This window comes from Peptoniphilus catoniae (genome assembly GCF_901447155.2).
GTDB lineage: Bacteria > Bacillota > Clostridia > Tissierellales > Peptoniphilaceae > Peptoniphilus_E > Peptoniphilus_E catoniae.
Window position 1 is genome coordinate 457,510 of record NZ_LR588413.1, and the last position, 20,740, is coordinate 478,249.

Annotated in this window: 17 protein-coding genes and 1 other annotated feature; of the genes, 2 read left to right on the top strand and 15 right to left on the bottom strand. The window is 32.5% G+C overall.

All coding sequences use genetic code 11. From position 1 onward, the window contains the following. Positions 1-74 precede the first annotated feature (74 nt). Positions 75-998: an NAD(P)H-dependent flavin oxidoreductase gene (locus PEPCATONIAE_RS02380; RefSeq protein WP_138159386.1), complete on the bottom strand. Its 924-nt coding sequence runs from the start codon at positions 996-998 to the stop codon at positions 75-77. 90 nt (positions 999-1,088) lie between these two features. Here PEPCATONIAE_RS02380 and PEPCATONIAE_RS02385 point away from each other — a divergent pair, with 90 nt between their 5' ends. Beyond that, the gene (locus tag PEPCATONIAE_RS02385) at positions 1,089-1,835 is read left to right on the top strand and encodes an EFR1 family ferrodoxin (RefSeq protein ID WP_138159387.1); all 747 of its coding nucleotides are present in this window, start codon (positions 1,089-1,091) and stop codon (positions 1,833-1,835) included. Positions 1,836-1,946: 111 nt separating this feature from the next. On the opposite strand, the gene PEPCATONIAE_RS02390 is transcribed toward PEPCATONIAE_RS02385, so the two are convergent. Genes PEPCATONIAE_RS02390 through PEPCATONIAE_RS02405 form a run of 4 tightly spaced genes read right to left on the bottom strand, consistent with a single transcriptional unit; the run spans position 1,947 to position 7,672 of the window. Next, positions 1,947-3,905 (bottom strand): TRAP transporter permease, encoded by a 1,959-nt coding sequence (locus PEPCATONIAE_RS02390; RefSeq protein WP_218975502.1) that lies wholly within the window; start codon positions 3,903-3,905, stop codon positions 1,947-1,949. A gap of 30 nt (positions 3,906-3,935) precedes the next feature. Next, positions 3,936-4,943 (bottom strand): TAXI family TRAP transporter solute-binding subunit, encoded by a 1,008-nt coding sequence (locus tag PEPCATONIAE_RS02395; RefSeq protein WP_138159388.1) that lies wholly within the window; start codon positions 4,941-4,943, stop codon positions 3,936-3,938. Continuing rightward, positions 4,940-6,142 (bottom strand): CaiB/BaiF CoA transferase family protein, encoded by a 1,203-nt coding sequence (locus PEPCATONIAE_RS02400; RefSeq protein ID WP_138159389.1) that lies wholly within the window; start codon positions 6,140-6,142, stop codon positions 4,940-4,942. The genes PEPCATONIAE_RS02395 and PEPCATONIAE_RS02400 overlap by 4 nt, the downstream gene beginning before the upstream one ends. Positions 6,143-6,154: 12 nt before the next feature. After that, positions 6,155-7,672: an acyl-CoA carboxylase subunit beta gene (locus tag PEPCATONIAE_RS02405; protein ID WP_138159390.1), complete on the bottom strand. Its 1,518-nt coding sequence runs from the start codon at positions 7,670-7,672 to the stop codon at positions 6,155-6,157. Between the two features lie 151 nt (positions 7,673-7,823). Between PEPCATONIAE_RS02405 and PEPCATONIAE_RS02410 the strand changes: the two genes are divergently transcribed. Continuing rightward, complete coding sequence (locus tag PEPCATONIAE_RS02410; RefSeq protein WP_180339340.1) at positions 7,824-8,711, top strand: LysR family transcriptional regulator; 888 nt, start codon at positions 7,824-7,826, stop codon at positions 8,709-8,711. 258 nt (positions 8,712-8,969) lie between these two features. On the opposite strand, the gene PEPCATONIAE_RS02415 is transcribed toward PEPCATONIAE_RS02410, so the two are convergent. The 10 genes from PEPCATONIAE_RS02415 to PEPCATONIAE_RS02460 all read right to left on the bottom strand — a co-directional run bounded on the left by PEPCATONIAE_RS02415 (position 8,970) and on the right by PEPCATONIAE_RS02460 (position 20,739). After that, the gene (locus PEPCATONIAE_RS02415; protein WP_138159392.1) at positions 8,970-11,396 is read right to left on the bottom strand and encodes a methyl-accepting chemotaxis protein; all 2,427 of its coding nucleotides are present in this window, start codon (positions 11,394-11,396) and stop codon (positions 8,970-8,972) included. A 12-nt stretch (positions 11,397-11,408) separates the two neighbouring features. After that, on the bottom strand, positions 11,409-13,463 hold the full coding sequence (locus PEPCATONIAE_RS02420) for an efflux RND transporter permease subunit (protein WP_138159393.1): 2,055 nt from the start codon (positions 13,461-13,463) through the stop codon (positions 11,409-11,411). A 9-nt stretch (positions 13,464-13,472) separates the two neighbouring features. Further along, on the bottom strand, positions 13,473-14,060 hold the full coding sequence (locus PEPCATONIAE_RS02425; RefSeq protein WP_138159394.1) for a TetR/AcrR family transcriptional regulator: 588 nt from the start codon (positions 14,058-14,060) through the stop codon (positions 13,473-13,475). Positions 14,061-14,233: 173 nt separating this feature from the next. After that, positions 14,234-14,620 (bottom strand): 50S ribosomal protein L7/L12, encoded by a 387-nt coding sequence (gene rplL, locus PEPCATONIAE_RS02430; RefSeq protein WP_138159395.1) that lies wholly within the window; start codon positions 14,618-14,620, stop codon positions 14,234-14,236. 30 nt (positions 14,621-14,650) lie between these two features. Next, positions 14,651-15,193: a 50S ribosomal protein L10 gene (gene rplJ / locus PEPCATONIAE_RS02435; RefSeq protein ID WP_138159396.1), complete on the bottom strand. Its 543-nt coding sequence runs from the start codon at positions 15,191-15,193 to the stop codon at positions 14,651-14,653. 10 nt (positions 15,194-15,203) lie between these two features. Further along, positions 15,204-15,332 (bottom strand) — a sequence feature (ribosomal protein L10 leader region). A 100-nt stretch (positions 15,333-15,432) separates the two neighbouring features. Beyond that, complete coding sequence (glpK, locus tag PEPCATONIAE_RS02440) at positions 15,433-16,923, bottom strand: glycerol kinase GlpK (RefSeq protein ID WP_138159397.1); 1,491 nt, start codon at positions 16,921-16,923, stop codon at positions 15,433-15,435. A 10-nt stretch (positions 16,924-16,933) separates the two neighbouring features. After that, positions 16,934-17,596, bottom strand: a complete 663-nt coding sequence (locus PEPCATONIAE_RS02445; RefSeq protein WP_138159398.1) for an MgtC/SapB family protein — start codon at positions 17,594-17,596, stop codon at positions 16,934-16,936. A 184-nt stretch (positions 17,597-17,780) separates the two neighbouring features. Then, the gene (locus PEPCATONIAE_RS02450; protein WP_138159399.1) at positions 17,781-18,635 is read right to left on the bottom strand and encodes a MurR/RpiR family transcriptional regulator; all 855 of its coding nucleotides are present in this window, start codon (positions 18,633-18,635) and stop codon (positions 17,781-17,783) included. A 19-nt stretch (positions 18,636-18,654) separates the two neighbouring features. Next, a complete protein-coding gene (locus PEPCATONIAE_RS02455) occupies positions 18,655-19,536 on the bottom strand; it encodes a DMT family transporter (RefSeq protein ID WP_138159400.1) in 882 nt (293 codons plus the stop codon). A gap of 81 nt (positions 19,537-19,617) precedes the next feature. Then, a complete protein-coding gene (locus PEPCATONIAE_RS02460) occupies positions 19,618-20,739 on the bottom strand; it encodes a tyramine oxidase subunit B (protein ID WP_138159401.1) in 1,122 nt (373 codons plus the stop codon). Position 20,740 lies beyond the last annotated feature (1 nt).

Here is a 20,740-nt window from a genome sequence, read left to right on the forward strand (position 1 = left end):
CCTCCAAGCTAATTATAGCATGTATATTTTTTATAAAGTTATTTAAACAAATTAAAAAGCTGCCTGTGCAGCTTCTAATTTTTAAAATTTCCCCTTATGCTTTTGTATTCTTTCATTAAATTATCTAAAATTTCCTTTACACCTTCAATCCTATTCAAGTAGAAAAGACCTTGACCGCAAAAAATAGAACCGCCTTCAATATCTCCTTCTACCGCTCTTTTACCTGAACCCTCTGCAAGATTAAAAAATTCTTCCATATCCCCTTGACTTGTTTCTATTTCATTTAATCTTTGGGCAAGTTTGTTTTTAAAAACTCTAGAAGGCATCTTTGTAGTTATCCCTGTTACTATTGAATCGGTATCATCTGCATTAATTAAAGCTTTCTTATAAGCTTCTACTGTAGGAGTTTCTTTTGCTACAAGAAGTCTCGTGCCTATTTGTACACCACTTGCTCCAAGAACCTCTGCAGCAAAGATATGCCTTCCTGTATAAACTCCCCCGGCAGCTATTACAGGGATATTTACAGAATCAACTATTGCAGGAAGTTCAGGAAAGGTATTTAAATATCCTATGTGTCCACCCGCTTCTGCCCCTTCAAATGCACAGGCCTTTGCACCTAAGGCCTCAACCTTTTTAGCCATTTTTACACTAGCAATTATAGGAATCACAATTAAGTCCGCCTCAAGCCATTTTTTAAAATAAGGGGCGGGGTTGCCTGCTCCACAAGTTATTATCTTTACTCCCTCATCTATTACTATATCTATTATTTCATCTACATCAGGATGCATAAGAACTACATTTACTCCAAAGGGTTTATCTGTGAGCTCTTTTGTCTTTCTAATTTCCCTTCTGATTTCATCAGGAGAAAAGCCTCCTGTGGCAACCTGTCCAAGTCCTCCTGCATTTGATACAGCAGCTGCTAAAGCAGAGGTGGAGATATAAGCCATGCCACCTTGAATAATAGGGTATTTAATATTTAATAATTTATCTATTTTCACTTTTTCACCTCTTAATTCTTTAATTACTTACCCATCTTTATATTTTTAATTCAGGCAAAAAAGATATGATATAATCTAGTTGGTGATTTTATGATTTTTTATTTTTCAGGAACAAATAACAGTAAATATATAGCAAAAAGACTTTCGGAGATATTAAAGGAAGAAACCTTTTCTATAAACGAATTTTTAAAATCAGGATCCTCTAAACAAATTCCCGATTTTGATAAATTAATTCTCGTAAGTCCAACCTACAGTTGGAGAATACCCAACATAGTTAAAGACTTTATAGAAAAGCTCCCTAATTCAAAAAAAGATGCTTACTTTATTATGAACTGTGGCGATGATATAGGAAACGCTTCCGGATACAACAAGAGTATTTGTAAAAGCAAGAGCTTCAACTATAAAGGCACAGGAAAAATAATTATGCCGGAAAACTACATAGCCCTTTTTAAAACCCCATCTAAAGAAGAATCCCTTAGTATAATCGACTCCTCTGAAAAAACCATTGACCTTATGGCAGACTATATAGAGAAGGGTGAGATGATTCCGGAAAACAAAGCCGGTTCTTTTGGTAAATTTAAAAGTAGTCTTGTTCACGATCTTTTCTATGCCTTTATTGTTAAAGATAAAAAATTCTATGCTAAAGACTCCTGTATAGCCTGTGGCAAATGCGAAAAAATCTGTCCTCTTAATAATATTAAACTAGAAGATGATAAACCCCTATGGCAAGGATTCTGTACCCATTGTATGGCATGTATATCATCCTGCCCGGTTAAGGCAATTGAATATGGTAAGGCTTCTATTAAAAGATACAGATACCTTTGCCCTAAAATTTAATATAAATAGCGAATATAAAAAATCATAAACCGGAATAAGGTAATTAGTTTATTCCAATTTATGATTTTTTAAATTATAAATTAATATCAATACAATTCATTTTAAATTTTCTTAGACATTCTCTTTTTTAAATTTTCTATGCCTATAATATTGCTTTAAGAAAATAGCAAATATTACCGGAAGACCTACTATATCTCCCTTCCAATTAAAAATCAATAGTCCAAATACACAAGCAGCCAATACAACTCTTTCAACCTTACTTAACTTTCCTTTAAAATAACCTTCATTAGCAACTGAAACGGTATACATCCCAATTAATGCTATAACGCAACTATAAAATATTTTAGTTCCCTCAAAACCATGAACTAAAAGTTCAGGTTTATATATAAACATAAATGGTAAAATAAATCCTCCTATTGCTAACCTAAAGGCTTTTATTCCAGTTTTAAAAGGATCTGAATTTGCCAATCCTGCGGCTACATAAGCAGATAAAGCAACAGGTGGTGTGATAGTTGAAATTATAGAAAAATAAAACACAAAGAAGTGTGCTGATAAAGTTTCAACCCCCATATTAATAAGCGCTGGTGCTAAAGTTAGAGACGTTACTATGTAACAAGCTGTTGTAGGTAATCCCATTCCTAAAACTATAGATGCAAACATAGATAGCAACAAAGCAACTATCAGGACACCCATAGATAGCTTGAAAATATTCATAGAAAATACTAAACCGAATCCGGTCAAAGATATCATTCCTATTACTATTCCCGCACAAGCACAGGCTGTAGCAACTGATAAAGCCGACTTAACTCCATTTTCCATTGCATGTATAAATCTTAATATATTAAGCCTACTTGACTTCCTAAAAAAGCTTATAATAACAGCAATAAGAATACCTAACCATCCTGAAAAAATTGGACTGTACTTCTTTATGGCCAAAAAATATATTAATGCAATTAACGGAATAGCCATATGTCCATAATTTTTTATAGTATCTTTCAAATCAGGTAATTCATCTTTTGACAGAGTTCTTAATCCCTCTTTTTCTGCCCTAAGACCTACAGATATCCAAACTCCAAAATAATATAATAAAGCAGGCATTATAGCAGATATAACAATGTCGCCATATTCTACACCTATAAATTGTGCCATTAAAAATGCTGCGGCGCCCATTATAGGTGGCATTATTTGTCCTCCTGCTGAAGATACGCATTCTACCGCTCCTGCATACTCAGGATCATAACCTACTGACTTCATAAGTGGTATTGTCATTACTCCTGTAGTTGCTACATTACCTGATGTTGATCCACTTATTGTTCCCATAAGACCACTTGATATTACTGATACTTTAGCTGGTCCCCCTATACTTCTTCCTGCCACTGACAATGCTAAATTATTTAAAAATTTAGACATCCCAATTTCTGACATTATAGCGCCAAAAAATATAAACAATATAACATATGTAGCAGATGTATTTAAAGCCGTACCAAATATACCCTCATCAGTTAAAAATATTAATTTTATTATCTGTTTTAAGCTAAATCCGGCATTTTTAAATACACCTGGAACATAATTTCCAAAATACCCGAAGGCTATGAATGCTAGTGCAACTATTGGCAGAGCATTTCCTAAAGCCCTTCTGGAAACCTCTAGCACCGCCAATATTGCAACTGCACCAACAATTAAGTCCGCCTGAGTGGGTATTCCCATTTGCAATTGGATCTTTTTAGCAAAAACGGCAGGGTACATAGCAGAGCAAAATCCGAGAATGCCTAATATTAAATCTAATTTAGTCGGCTTTACCCTACTGCTATTCTTAGTAGCAGGAAATAGCATGAAAACTATAAAAATTACAAACCCAAGGTGTACAGACATAACAACTGAATCATCTACAAGTCCTGATCCGGCAGCATAAAGTTGAAACGCAGCTAATATCAGACAGACGCTTGTAAGTATTTTTTTATATATCCCTGTTAAATCTCTACGTGATTGGACGTTTTCAGAATCATCATCTGGGAGTTTTTTCTTATTTATGCTATTGTTTTTTAAAAATATATTCATTTTATTTCCCATTTTTTGCCTCCCATTAATAAATTTATAAACCTACTTTAAAATTCCAACTTCTTTATAATATCTTTCAGCTCCGGGATGTAATTTTATGCCTGATGTATTTGTAGCTGTCTCTAAAGAAATTTCTTCAGCTATTTTTTGATTTTTTGCTAAAGATTCTAAGTTTTCAAAAAGTGTTTTTGTAAACTCATATACTAACTCTTCATCTAGGTTTTCATTAGCTATTAAAAGTGTTCCTGTCGCAACTGTTTCAACATCATAATCTTGATTTGGATATGTACCTGATTTTATTGTATATGGTTCATAGTAAGGGTAATCTTTCATAAGTTTGTCCATTTTTTCCTGAGGCCCAAATGAAGCTAAGTAGCATTTACCACTTGACATAGCTGTCATTTGATGTGATTGACCTAAACTTCCTGAAATAATATATCCATCTATCTTATCATTGGTTAGTGCTTCTACAGCATTAGCATGTGACAAATGTTGAGGTTGAAAGCTATCTAATGATATTTCATAACTCTTTAGCAAATTAATTGCTTGAGATTCTGAACCGCTTCCACTTTGTCCTATGTTAATTTTTTTGCCTTCTATATCATCCATGTTTTTTATTCCTGAACTTTTTGATACAGGAAATTGCATAATAGCAGGGTATAAGTTTGCAACTGCTGTTATACCTTCTACTTTTTTACCGTCAAAAGCTCCAACTCCATTTGTAGCTTCATATACTGATGATGCCGCAGCAAAGGCTATTTGTATTTCGTTGGCTCCAACTCTTATACAGTTTTCACTTGAACCTCCAGTAACTTCTGCTGAAAATTGGGTGCTTAAATTGTCATTAAAAAGTTGACACATTGCAACTCCTAAAGTATTAAAAGTACCTCCTGATGAGGACGTTCCCATAGAAACGAACTCCGTTGTTGCAGACTTAGATTCCGTATCACTAGAATTATTTGAACTTTCTTTACCATTTCCAACATTTGATGCTTTACTACATCCAAATAATACTAAAAATAATGTCATTATTAAGATCGATTTTTTCATTTTATACCTCCTAATTGTTCATTAATTAAATTTTGTATTTTATCCTCACTTAAGCCAAGTTTCTCTTTCATTACATAAAACGTATCCTCTCCCAAGACAGGTGCAGGATAATACAAATCTGATTTTTTTCTTAAAAATTTTATAGGATTTGCAGCCATTTTATACTTTCCCGCAACTTTATGATCTACTTCAACAATCATATTTCTTGCTTCAATCTGTGGATCTTCGCATATATCCATCATTGTGTTTATTACTCCATTAGGAACTTCAAAGTCATTTAAAATTTTCTCACACTCTTTTGTAGTAAGTTTCTCAGTAAATTCTGTTATGACTTTTTCAAGTTGATACCTATTCTCCCTCCTGCTTTCTGCTTTTGAAAATTTTTCATCTTTTTTCAATTCTGGCTTGTTCATTGCATCACATAGTCTATAAAAGGCAGGATCTCTAGAACATGTTATTATTATTTCACCATCTTTTGTTTTAAAACTTTGAAACGGGACACTTGTTGAATGCATGTTTCCAACTCTTTTAGGATTTTTGTTAAACACACAAGTGTTAATAACAGCATTTTCTAAACAAGCAAATGTGCAATCCAGCATAGCTATATCTATAAAATCTCCTTCTCCACTTAATTCTCTGTTATATAGAGATGAAGTTATTGCTCCGAATGCAAACAAACCGGAAAATATATCGCTTACTGATGTTCCAGCTTTAACAGGTCTTCCTTCAGGTTCACCTGTTAGACTCATTAGCCCACTCATTCCTTGTATCACCATATCTAATGCTCCCCTTTTTTTATAGGGACCTGTGTAGCCAAACCCGGATATAGCACAATATATAAGGTTTGAATTTATTTCTTTTAAACTTTCATATCCTAAACCTAATTTATTCATGGTGCCGGGTTTAAAATTTTCAACTAATATATCCGCCTTTGATACAAGTTCTTTAAATATCTCCTTTCCTACCTCTGTTTTTAAATTTAAATTCATGCTTTTTTTGCTTCTATTTACAGAAAGATCATATACTCTTTCTCCATTTAAAAATGGTCCACTTGCTTTTGGTTTATCAAATCTTTCAATTTTTATTACCTCTGCGCCCAAATCTGCCAACATCATTGTACAAAAAGGTCCGGAAAGGTAATTAGTTAAATCCAAAACTAAAATTCCCTCCAAAGGTCCTTTCGTTTTGATATTATTCATAACAACTCTCCTTTATAGTGGTATATTGCCGTGTTTTTTTCTTATTGTCATCACTTTTTTATTCTTAAATGTATCTAAGGCATCTATTATTACTTTTCTAGATTCTGCCGGTATGATTATATCCTCTATCTTTCCCGTTTCTGCCGCCTTGTATGGATTCATATATTCTTCTTTGTATTCATCTATGTATTTACTTCTAAGAACCTCGGGGTCATCAGATAGTGATAGTTCTTTCTTTCTACATACATCAACGGCACTCTCTGCACCAACTACATACATTTGTGCTGTAGGCCAAGAAAATATAAAGTCAGGGTGTAACTCCCATGAACACATAGCAGGTCTAGCTCCTCCAACTACCTTGCCAACTATCATAACTATCTTAGGAACAGTGGCTTCACTCCAAGCATAAAGCATCTTTGCTCCATGTCTAATTATTCCCCCATGCTCTTGATTCACTCCTGGTAAATATCCTGGAACATCAACTATCGATAATAGAGGAATATTAAAACAATCACAGGTTCTAATGAATCTAGCAGCTTTATTTGATGCATTTATATCTATACATCCGGCAAGTACCTTAGGTTGACTTGCTACAACTCCTACACTTTTTCCGTCCATTCTGATAAAGCCTGTAATTATATTTTGTGCAAACATTTCTTGCGTTTCAAAAAATATATTATTATCCGCAATTTCTTTAATAATATATTTCATATCATATGCTTTTTTTAGACTCTCATCTATAAACGTATTTAAGGAATCACAATATCTATTAGGATTATCATTACAGGCATATACAGGAGGTTTCTCATCATTATTTGAGGGAAGATAACTTAGCAAAATCTTTATTTTTTCAATGCAATCATAATCATCTCTGCAAAAAAAATGTGAAACTCCAGACTTTGTATTATGTGTTCTGGCTCCTCCTAATGTTTCTGAATCTATTTCTTCTCCTATAACATTTTTAATTACCTTAGGTCCTGTTATAAAGGACATACTTGTTTTATCTACAGACAAAATAAAATCTGTTAGTGCCGGAGAATATACTGCACCTCCTGCACAGGGCCCCATAATTGCTGATATTTGCGGAATAACACCTGATGCTTGAACGTTATTGTAAAAAATATTTCCATAAGATGTGCTTGGACCTTCTTGTATTCTGGCTCCTCCGGAATCGTTCAGCCCTATTATCGGAGCTCGTGCATCTAATGCAAGTTCCTGAAGCCTTTTAACTTTCATTCCCTGCATTTCTCCCATTGCTCCTCCCAAAACTGTAAAGTCATGGGCGTATGCAAACGCTCGCCTATTGTTTATAAGGCCATACCCTGTAACAATACCTTCTGATGGTGCATCTACTTCGTCCATACCAAAGTCATGACACCTATGTTTCATAAAAATGTTATATTCTTGAAACGTACCCTCATCAAAAAGAATATTTAATCTTTCTCTAGCTGTTAATTTTCCTTTACTATGTTGTTTTTCAATTCTTTTATATCCTCCGCCAAGTTTAATTTCTTCTTTGCGTTTAAGCATATTCTCTAAACTACTAATATTATCACCTCTCTGTCGTATTATCTTGTTTATACTTCAAATTTAGCATATAATATAATTGTTGTTAAATAGCTATAATTTATACACATATAACATATTCTTTATATGTGTATTACATTTAAAGGTGATAGTTTTGGAATTTTTACAGTTAAAATATTTCCAATCAGTTGCTTACTGCAACAGCTTTTCCATAGCTGCAAATAAATTATACATAAGCCAGCCAGCTATAAGTTTAGCCATATCCAGGCTTGAAAAAGAACTTGGTGTAAATTTATTTATACGAAAAGGAAAATCAATAGAGTTGTCGGATTTCGGAAAAATATTTCTAAATCGTGTGAATGTAATTTTAAATGAACTTGAAAATGCAAAAAAAGAGCTATCTGATTTACAAGCTATTAAACAAAATAACATCAATTTAGCCACTACAAGTCCACAGTTTCTTCATGGAATTAATTCTTTTTTAGCTAATAATGACGTGAAATTACGAGCAACTGTAAGAAAATTACCGGAAATAATAGATTTAATGAATTACAACCTAATAGATGCAAGTATAACCTCTCCAGGTTATGAAAATTGTAATGTCGAGTCAATAACCCTATTTAACGATAGATTTATGGTTGCTGTTCATAAAAATAATCCTTTGTCTAAACTTAATAATGTATCTTTGGATCAATTAATTCATGAAGATTTTATATTGCTTGATAAAGGATTTCCTTTTAGACAACAAACGGATGAGTTATTTGAAAGTGCAGGTTTCTCTCCTAATATTATTATGGAGTGCGATCACAGTCTAAGAAGTGTTTTATTAGAACAAAATTTAGGTATTACAATCTCATCTAACTCTGCAAAGCTAAGGAAAGTATATGGAGATAATATAGTTTTTATACCTATAAATGGTATTAACAATAAAAGAGATATTGTCTTATCTTGGAATAAAAATTTAAATATTACTAAAGGATTTAAAAGCTTTTGTTATTACCTGATAAATTATTATAATAATTTACAAGTTCTTTCAAAATAAAAATAATAGACTTTAACTATTATATTAAATTTCTTATAGATAAATTTACTTACTTTTTAATAAATTCACTAATGGACTTCTGCAATTAAATACTATTATATAGAAAAAAGCAATCTCCATTTTTAAATTCAAGTGATACTTCAATATTAATTAACCTTTATAAGCTATAATTTTTCCTAATAGATAATCTTTTAATAAAAAATCGACATAAAAAGCATAAACTTTCTATGTCGATATAAACTATTTTTTTAAAAAATTTTATTTTATTTTTTCTATAATTCTGTATTTAGTTTCGAAGCCTTCTCCTTTTCCTGTAAAGGATGATTCTTCTTTTGCAAGATCTGACATTGTGTCCATAACCTCTTTAAATTCAGGTAAATCTTTTGTTTTGTTGTCCAACTCGTCAATTCCCTTTTGTTTAAATTCTGCAAGTTTTTCAGCAAAGGTCCTCATGTTTTCATTTATTAAGATTCCACCGTCTTTTAATTCCAAGGCTCCTTCTCCTAAATCTATGATTCCGTCATTTAGCTTTTTAATACCATCTCTCATGGGGCTTATGCCTTCATCTTTAATTCTTGGGAAATCATTAAACATTATAGATTTATTTTTAAATTCTTCCAAGCCTTCAGACAGCTTACTTGCTCCTGAGTTTAGCTTTTCTGAATTGGAATCAAGCTCTTCTATTGCATCAGCTAACTTATCAACCCCTTCTTCACTTTCTTCTGTTCCTTCCTTAAGCTTTGAGGATCCGTCCTTTAATTCTCCGGCTGCATCATCTAGCTTTACAAGGGCTTCAGATAGTTTTATAAGTTGTGATGTGTCTATGTTAGAAGTCATTTGGTCCATGCTTTTTTCCAGAGAGCTATAAATTTGATTTGTACCGCTGTATAATTCTTCTGTTCCCTTTTCTAATTCTTCAAGGCCTGTGGAAAGCTTTGTCATTGCCCCGTTTATTTGATTTGATGATTCTGCAAGTTGCCCCATGCCTGCTTTTAAAACTTCTATTTCCCCTAATTGAGAGGATATGCTTCCTGTAGCTCCGCTTATTTTCTGCAGCTTTGTGGCTATTGATTGGGTAGAGTTTCCTATGTTTGAGGCTTCAGCTCCAAGACCTGTAGCTGTTTGGGAAAGCATTGAAATTGCTTGTGCAACTTGTCCTGTAGGGTCTTCAACCTGACCTAGAATTCCTATTGCCGCCTGAATTTGTCCTGCTGACCCTCCTACTGATTGTGCACTTCCCTTAAGGCTTATTAAATCCTCTTCAACATTAATGGATCCCAAGGCTGAAAGATCCGGAACAGTTATTTCTTGAACCTTACTGTTTAATTTTTGAAAGTTTGTATTAAACTCTTCTTCTCCTGTAGCCAGTTGCTTTGAACCTTGTGCACTTTGTGATGCGCCATCTCTAACCTTTTGTGCTCCTAATGAAAGCTTTTCCATTCCGTTTTTTAATTCTGTAAGCTTTGAAATAAGTTCTCCTTTTAACTCATCAACCTTGCTTAATTTTGATGAGCCTTCTCTAAGCTCTCCTGTCGCCTTCTTTAGCTTGCCGATTCCGTCATCCAATTCTTTTGAGCCTTTGGCAAGCTCCCTTGCCCCATCTCTCATTTTACCTGTATTATCACTCATTTGACCTACAGCATCGGTATATTTGCTTATTCCTGATGTAAGTTCACTTCCTCCATCAGCCATTTCTTTGGCATATCCCGGTACGGGTTTTACTTTTTCTATAACTTCATCAATTTTATCTTCCAACTCTCCTGATTTGTCATATAGTTCTTTAGAACCGTCACCAAGTTTTTTAACTCCGTCGTCTAATTCATCGATGCCTCCATTTAATTCATTTTGTGCATCTGAAAGCTTTTCTGAAGCATCTACTAATTTTTGAGAGTTATCTTCAAGCTCTCTTACTCCGTCACGCAACTTGTCAATGGATTCTATATTAACTTCATTTTGGAAAAGCTCATTTGATATTACAGCATAACCTTCAATTGGCTCATAGTCTTTTACATCCATTTCAATTACAACCTTATTCTTAAAATCTTCCATTTGTTTATCATCTAAAATTGTTTCAAAGTTTTCTCTAAGTCCCGGGGTTAAAACTGTAGTTATAACTTGGTTTTTCCCATCCTTTAAAACCTTTGAATCATAGGCTGATATATTTGATGCTACGTCTTCATTAAAGGACATGGCAGTTATAACTGTATAGGGTGCATATACTTTTGTCTTTTTCCCTGCAATTTCTTTTACCACATATTTTTTGTTTTCTGCTGAAAGATTTATCTCTAAATGTCCTGATTTTCCTTTTAGCTCTTTATTGCTGGTTTTCTTTCCGTCAAGATAAAATTCAATATTTACATCAACAGGTAACTCCTCTTCGCTTTTACCTTGATAATATATATCTTTTTTGTCCTCTTTCCAGTCAATATATCCCTTGTCATTTTTAAGCTTTTCGTCTGTTTTTAAGTTTTTAAGATCCTTTAAATTTGTCTTATCTTTTCCTTCAATGTTTCTATCTGAATTTAACCAGACTGATACAGTTTTATCTACTATTTTTTCATCCTCTTTAATTACATATACTGTTTCACTTTTATTTATTACATTTGATGAAGCAAAAATTGTATTAGGTAGAATCATAGATGATAAAACAATTAAAGATACAGTTTTTTGAAATTTTTTATTCATTTTATACTCCTTTTAATTTAAACCTTTAGTGGTTTTCTTAATAAATGGAAATGTTACAGATATAATGGCAGGTAACAAAAATATAATAACTGCCATACTTACAATTGCCCCTCTTGCAAGAAAGTTGCAAATTGTAGATACTATTTCCATTTTAGAATATATTCCAACACCTATTGTAGCCGCCATAAAAGACAGAGCTGATGTAACAATTGACTTTGAGGTTTCCTTAACAGATATATTTAAAGATTTGTTTACGTCTCCCGTTTTTTTGTATTCTGCTAAAAATCTGTCTGTCATAAGTATTGAATAATCAATAGTTGAGCCTAGCTGTATAACTCCAATAATTATTGATGTTATAAAAGGTATGGTCTGCCCTAAATAAAACGGTATACCCATGTTTATCTGAATCGCCAGTTCAATTGCTGAAATCAAAACAAGTGGGATTCCTATTGATTTAAAAACTATTGCTATTATTAGAAAAACAATTACTACTGACGCCGCATTTACAATTTTAAAATCTCGATTTGAAATTACCGTCAAATCGTCTGTTAAAACGGCTTCTCCTGTTAAATAACCTTCCTTATCATATTTATTTATAACGCTGCGCATTTCCCTAATCTGATTTCTTACCTCGTTAGAAGCGGTTTGATATTCTGAGTTTGCCATTATCATTTGATAACCGTCTTTAGAAAAGTTATCCCCGACTTTATCAGGTAAAATATCTCCGGGTAAAATTACCCCTGTTACGGAATTGGTGCTTAAAACGGAGCTTATTCCATCAATATTATTTATTCCGTCAATTAAATCATTTAAGGAAGAATTTGATAAGTCATCTCTTACTACTATAAAGTGTGTACTTGCCATGTTATAATCTTTTTTCATTTTATTAAGGGCAACTATTGAATCCAGGTCTTGAGGAAGGGACCTGTCCAAATTATAATAGAGTTTTGTGTTTACGGAGCCGAAAATCGCCGGAATAAATAAAGCAATAAAGACTGTAAAAAGTGTTTTGCTATGCTTAATATTAAATTCTGAAAGCCTGTCAAAGGATGGAAGAAATATTTTATGATTATACTTGTTTACAAGTTTTTCTACAATTAACAGCATAGAGGGAAGTACAATTACTGTTGACAAAAGTCCTGTTAAAACTCCCTTGCTCATTACAAGTCCTATATCCTTACCAAGACCAAGCTCCATAAGTAAAAGAACCATAAATCCTGCAAAGGTTGTTAGGGAAGATGCAAACAAAGATGATATAGTTTCCTGAATGGCAATATCCATAGCTTTATTTTTGTTATCTTCGTAAGATTTTTCTTCAACATACCTGTGATACAAAAATATTGAATAATCCATTGTAACTGCAAGCTGTAAAACAGCTGCAATTGCTTTTGTCAAATAGGATATCTCTCCAAGAAATATATTAGTCCCGAAGTTATAAATAACTGCATAGCCTATTGTAAGCATAAATACAAAGGGGATAACAGTAGACTCATTAGTAAGAGATAAAACTATTAATCCTAAAGCTATAGCAAGCCCTACATAAATAGGGGTCTCTTTATCAATAATATCCTTAGTATCCTTTACAAGAGATGAAATACCGCTTAAATATTTAGGCTTAGATTCAATATCTCTAATCTGTTCAATAGCAGACATAGTTGTAAAAGAAGATGAGGATTCACTAAACTTAACTATCATTAAGGTAGAATTTTCAGCATAAAAAATATCCTTTATATCATCAGGTAAAAATTCCTCCGGTATCATATCTCCTACTGTAGAAGATTTTGATATAACATCCTCAACACCATCAATCTTAAGAATCTTATCTCTAAGTACCTGTGCATCGTGATCCGTACCTTCCAATATAAGCATTCCTGTTGCAGCATTTTTAAAATTTTTATCCAGTATATCCTGCCCCTGTGTTGACTTTAAATCCTGAGGTAAATAAGTTAAAATATCATAATTTACTCCTGTCCTTTTATATCCTATAAATGAAGGTATAAGAAGCAATGTCATCACCAAAAGAACTAATCTCGGATGATGAGATATAAATTTTGTAAATCTTTTCATAAAATCACTCTATCCAAATATTTTTCTTACTATTTTAAAAAGTACAGACTTCATTTCCTCTATGTCTAAAACTGAATTTTGCATTAAAGAGGATTTACAAGTCGATAAGACTATGTGCATAGTTAAGGATAAAATAAACAACTGCTCTGATTCAGAATACCTAATTGGAAATAAAGCAGAATATTTTTCCAAAACAAAGCTTAAAGTGCTGTCAGCTTTTTTAAATCTTTCATCATTTTCAATTTTGGCATATAAAGCCCAATTTACATTTTTTAAAATAAGATCCAACTCAACAGGATCCTTTACTAAATAATCAATTATATAGGCTATAAAGGAAATATATCTTTCAGTGGGGTCCGTTCCGCTGCAATTTTCTTCAGCCTCATAAAACAAATCAATCATTATGTCCAAAACTATTTCTTCCTCAAGATCTCTTTTGTCTTTAAAGTAAAGATAAAAGGTTCCTAAGCCCAAATCAGTTTTTTTCATAATATCTCTAATGGAAGTTCCTTCAATTCCTTTCTCTCTAAAAGATTTAAGAGCAGCTTGAGTTATTTTTATTTCCTTATCTTTTTTCCCCTTATCTGTCCTTTGCATAAGTTCCTCCCAACATACTGAACAGTGTTCATTCTTAACGGGTAATATATTACCACGTTTCTGAACAATGTTCAATATGTTTTTTTAGAATTTTTTATTTTAAATTAAAAATTTTCTGCAACAAAAAAACCACCGGATTTCTCCGATGGTTTAATGATTTTACTTATAAATAATTAGTCTAATTCTACAGTTGCTCCTACTTCTTCAAGCTTAGCTTTCATTTCTTCAGCTTCTTCCTTAGGTGCATTTTCCTTAACTGCCTTAGGTGCTCCGTCAACTAGTGCCTTAGCATCCTTTAGTCCAAGACCTGTAAGATCTTTAACTACTTTAATAACTTTAATCTTTTCTTGTCCTGCTTCTTTAAGAATTACGTTAAATTCAGTTTTTTCTTCAGCTGCTGCAGCAGGTGCTGCTCCTCCTGCTGCAGGTGCTACTGCTACTGCTGCAGGTGCTGCTGCAGATACTCCGAATTCTTCTTCAAGAGCCTTTACAACTTCTGATAATTCTAATACTGTTAAACCTTTAATTTCTTCAATAAGAGCTTGTACTTTTTCTGACATTATAATACCTCCAAATTTTTTTAATTTTTATTAAGCTGTCGCTTCTTGTTCTTTCTTTTCAGCAATAGCATTTAATACTACTGCAAGTCCTCTTAAGTTTCCTGTTAACACATTTGCAAGTCCTTGAATAGGAGCATTCAATCCTCCAAGTACTTGAGCAATTAGAACTTCCTTAGATGGAAGTTTAGCTAGATTTTCAATTTCTTCCAAAGAAATAACTCTTCCGTCAACTATACCTGATTTGATTTCGATCTCTTCGTGATCTTTAGCAAATTCTGAAGTTATTTTAGCTGCTGAAGCCGGGTCTTCCATTGAGAAAGCAGCTGCACTTGGTCCTTTTAGGTGATCTAAAAGTTCTTCATTGTATCCAAGCTCAGCAAAGGCACGTTTCATCATGGTATTTTTGTAAACCTTATATTGAACTCCTGCTTCTCTGTATTTAGCTCTAAGCTCTGTAGCATCCTCTACGCTTAGTCCTCTATAATTTACAAATATAATTGATTGAGCGCCTTCAACTTTTTCTTTAATTTCTTCAACTAGTTGGGCTTTTTCTTGAAGCTTTTCTTCTCTCATTATTTCACCCCCGAATATAAAAAAATCCCATCGCAGACAGGATGAGATATAGGAAACGAATTTATTTTTTCCGTACTTACCTCGGTAGGATTATTAAGGCTTTACCCCCTACTGTCTGCGGTTACAACAATGTGTATAATAACATAATAGAAAACTATTGTCAACATAGCTTTCTATTATTTTTATTTTTTGTTTTATAAAAAATTTTAATAGCTTTAATAGAAAATTTTACTTTAAAATCAATCCCTTGCCCAACCCTTTGCATAATCTACCGCCTTATGCCATCTGTCTATTTTGCTTTTTCTTTCTTCTTGACTTATTTCAGGCTTAAAGATCTTATCTCCCTCTTTTAGGTTGAACTCTTTTATATCCTTCCAAAATCCTACTGTAAGTCCTGCCAGCCTTGCTGATCCTAAGGCTGTCGCCTCAACTTGTTTAGGTCTTATTACGTCTGCATTTATTATATCTGATTGAAATTGCATCAAAAAATCATTATTGCTGGCTCCTCCATCTACCTTTAGGGATTTTAGTTTAAAGCCGCAGTCCTCTTCCATAGCTTTTAAAATATCTGATGACAAAAGTGCTATAGATTCCAAGGTTGCTCTTATTATATGGTACTTGCTGGTCCCTCTTGTTAGACCAACTATAGTTCCCCTTGCATATTGATCCCAGTAAGGTGCCCCAAGTCCTGTAAAGGCAGGCACTACATAACAGTCATTTGTGTCTTTAACCTTTAAAGCCATGTATTCACTGTCTTCTGATGAATCTATTATCCTAAGCTCATCTCTTAACCATTGTATAGCCGAACCTGCTACGAAAATCGATCCTTCAAGGGCATAGTTCACCTTTCCGTCAAGACCCCAAGCTATAGTTGTTACCAGTCCATTTTTACTCTTAACAGGTTTATCCCCTATGTTCATTAATAAAAATGCTCCCGTGCCATAAGTATTTTTAGTTTCCGCTTCACTAAAACATCCCTGTCCGAAAAGAGCCGCCTGTTGATCTCCTATTGCAGCTGCAATAGGTATATTCCCACCAAGATACTTGTCTGAACTATAACCGTAAATTTCACCATTTGACCTTACATCAGGTAGAATTTCTTTAGGTATATCTAATAGATTTAAAATTTCTTCATCCCATTTAAGAGTGTTAATATTAAAAAGCATGGTCCTTGAAGCATTGGAATAGTCAGTTACATGTACTTTTTTATCTGTAAGTTTCCAAATTAGCCAGGAGTCTACCGTCCCAAAAAGAATTTCTCCCTTTTTTGCTTTCTCCATAGCTCCATCAACATGGTCAAGAATCCATTTTATTTTAGTAGCTGAAAAATAAGCATCAATAACAAGACCTGTCTTTTCTCTAAACATTTCGCCATAGCCCTTGTTAATCAGCTCATCACAATAAGAAGATGTTCTCCTGCACTGCCAAACAATTGCATTATAAATAGGCTCTCCGGTCTCCTTATCCCAAAGAATTGTAGTTTCCCTTTGGTTTGTTATACCAATAGCAGCAATGTCCTCCGGAACAGCTCCGATTTTAGTCATTGCCTCTACAGCTGTACCTATTTGAGTAGACCAAATTTCCTTAGGATCGTGCTCAACATAACCTGGCTTAGGAAAATATTGTATAAATTCTTTTTGAGCAGAGGAAACAATGTCTCCATTTTTATTAAATAATATAGTTCTGCTGCTGGTCGTTCCTGCATCAAATGCCATTATATATTTTTTCATTCCCTACCCCTTATATAAAGTAAAATTTTATTATAGATTTATTATTTATCAAATAATTAATAAACTCATCCTTTTGCTCTTCAGTATCAATGGAACACTTAACTACAATTTTAAGTTCATTTCTATTATGACTTACTATAAACCCTTCTCTATAAATTTTTAAACTATCCATATAGGCCTTTAAATCAGGAACAAATTTATAGTCGTTACTGAAAATTAAAATTTTATAAAGTTCATGGTCCTTACTTTCAAAAAATTTATACACATAGGTTTGTATTAATAATATAAGTATTGTAGCAAAAATTCCTAAAAAAATTAACCCTGCTCCAATGGCCATAGCAACTATTGATGTCGTCCAAACACCTGCTGCAGTAGTAAGACCTTGAATATCAATGTTTCTTACAAATATAAGACCTGCACCTAAAAATCCTATACCGGAAACAACTTGAGCCGCTATTCTTCCCGGATCATGACCCAGTGAGTCAAAAAAACCGTACTTTGAAATAATCATTGCCAAACAGGAGCCCATTGCAACTATCATATGAGTCCTTATACCGGCATTTTTATGTCTTATTTTTCTTTCAGAGCCTATAGCAAAGCCACATACACAAGCTAAAATTATCCTTATGGTTAAATTTAAAGTAAAAGAGTTTAAATTTAAAAAATCTTTCATAATATCACCTTGTAAAAAATACTATACCTTTACTTTGATTATATCACAGAAAATTTACCTTGTTTTCCTCAATCCTTTATAATCCGGCTTTTTATATTTATCTTAAATATCTTTTGTTAAATCTTACTTTTAAGCAATAAAAAAGAGACCTTAAAAGTCTCTTACGTTAAAAAATATATTGCTTTTATAAACTTAATTTTAATAAATTTTCTAACTTTTTTACATACTCCAGCGAGTTTTCTTCGCTTTCTAGTGCAATTAATGTCACCAATGTATCTATCAATGAAATAGTTGCTACTTGACAGTTCTTATGGGAAAGGGATTTAATGCTACTTATAATTCTATAATCGACCATTTTTTCTATACTTGGGTCATTAATGCTACTAAATAATAAAATTTTAATACTTTCTAATTTATTTAATTCTTCAATTAGACTAATTGACAATTTAGTATATCTTGGAAAAAGGAAAAAAATTATCATTGAATTTTCTTCAATACTATTTAGATTTTCTGGAAATAATAGGCTTCCTTCCCCATTTAATATTTGAACTTTAGGAAAAATAGTTATTAGTCTAGTATACATATAATGAGCTAGGGCATAAGACTCTCTTAATCCAAAAACATAAATTTTTTTAGACAATATTATCTCTTTAACTACTTTATTTATTATTCCAGAATCTAAGTTTTCATACGTTTCTACAATGTTATTTATAGAGTTATTCATTGTATTTAATACTACGCTGTTATCACTTTTTTTATATTTGTTCTTGATAATATTCTTTTCAAATTTTATTGGCAAACTTAATTTTGAAACTATTATTTTATTAATAAACTCCTGTAAATCTTTATATCCATTGAAGTTAATTTTTTGACAAAATCTAACTATTGATGCTGTACTAACTCCTATATCTCCAGCAACATCTAATACTGTGCTATAAGCAACAATTTCAGGATTATTAGTTATGTAAAAATAAATATCTTTTTGTATAACTGTAAAGCTCTCAATTTGCTCCTTACTTAAATTTAAATCAATTTTCACTGTTTCACATCCTTATTATCTAAGTTTTTTCTTTATCTGTAGAAATATCAAACATCAATATAATTATAGCAGAGATAATAATCAAAGTTACTCCAAAAAAACTCTTTAATCTCATAATTTGTCCCAAAAATACCGTCCCTACAAGTATACTTGTCACGGGCTCTAGTGTACTTAATATAGCAGTATTCTTTGATCCTATATATTTAATGCTTTTTTGATAAAATAAAACTCCAAAAAATAGAATAAGAAGCGAATAAAACATTGAAAAAAATATAAAATTTTTATTCAAAATAAGGACAAATTCTTTTCTAATCAATGATAAAACTAACGCAACTATAGAAGAGGCACTTGCAGTAAAAAAGGACAATTTATAGGAATTCATTCTTATCAACCCGCTAACCTCAAAATATATAGAATAAATTGAATAAGTTATAGCTGACAAAATAGCTAAAATTACTCCATACATATTAACTCCGCAACTTAAATCAACTAATAACAGTATACCAAATGAAGCTAAAATCAAAGATACAACTCCAGGAAATGAAACTTTACTATAAGATAATAATATATGGGCACCCGCTATGATGACAGGATATAAAAAATGTAAAGTTGTTGATACTCCTGAATCTATATATTCATAAGAAGCAAATAATAGTATCGGCGTTAATATAAAATTTGACGATAAAAATAAAAGTTTTCTCAATTCTTCTTTTGTGTAAGTTAGTGTACTATCATTATTTTTTTTTGCAATTACATACAAAACTATTGATGCATAAAAAAATCTGTAAAATACTGCTGATACACTAGTACAACCAAATTCATACATTTTTAATGTCATCCATGGCATAATACCAAAGACTGTTGCAGAAATAATTGCATAAATAAATTTCTTGTTCTTCATAATAACTCCTTATAAATTTTAAACTAGAATAAATAATGTAACAAGCGGGCGGTTAACCGCCCACTTGTTACATTATTTATTCTATATACCTAAAGGATTATCCCATAAAAGCAATTTTTGTCCTATCGATTTTTCTTTTGCACGTTTATATATCTCGTATGACCACCCTAAGTCAAAAACTGCTTGCCCCCCAGAAATAAAGTGAGTTGTTTTTTTCCCATCTCTAGAATATAAATCATCTTTTAATGCAATTTCTCCTAAAGTCTTAAAATTTTCCAGATTTGGAAGCTTTCTTTTATCTATTAATGAATATATATTTCCGCCCATCATTTCTTTATAGACACTTTCAGGATCCATAGTTTTTTTAGCGTCTTCCATATATGTTGTATGCATTAATGGGTTATCAAGAACTATATCTGCATTTAGCCAATATTCATCATCAGAGGTCATGCCTCCTGTTTGCAATATTAAAGCGCCATCTTTTAGCCATTCTGATTTAATATTTACAGGTTTGAGCCTAGACGCTGCAACACTTATAAGATCCGAATCACTTATAGCTTCTTCGGTTGACTCTGCAACAACGCCTTTTACTCCGAACTTTTCTTCCATTTCTTCAGCTAATTTCTTCGATTTTTCCTCAAATAAGTCAAAAACTACAAACTCCCTAATAGATTTAGCTTCCGTTAAGATACTACTTATGCATGCCCTACTAATTGGGCCTGCTCCAATAGCAGCCAATCTTTTTACATTTTTATCTCCTAAATGTCTAACGGCTACTGCAGGTGAGGCACCTGTTCTCATGGAACTTATTAGATTGGCTGACATTATTGCAATTGGAGCTCCAGTCATAGGGTCATTTAATATAACCATCAATATAGACCTAGGTAGTCCTTTTTTTGTGTTTTCAATATTGGATCCATACCATTTTTCTCCACAGATACCAAATCTTCCACCTAAATACGCAACCATAGCCATAAATCTTCTATCCGGACCGTCTAAAGGCATATTCTTAAACTTACTTTCCTTGGGAAAATGTAACTTCTCTCCATGAGAATTACCGTTTATTCCCCCCATAAGGTAATCCCCTTGACCTATTAGCTTATAAACTTCATCAATAACATCTATGCATCCTGATATATCTTGTACTCCCGCCTTAACCATATCTTCTTCAGATAAATATAAAAATTCTACTTTTGCTGACATT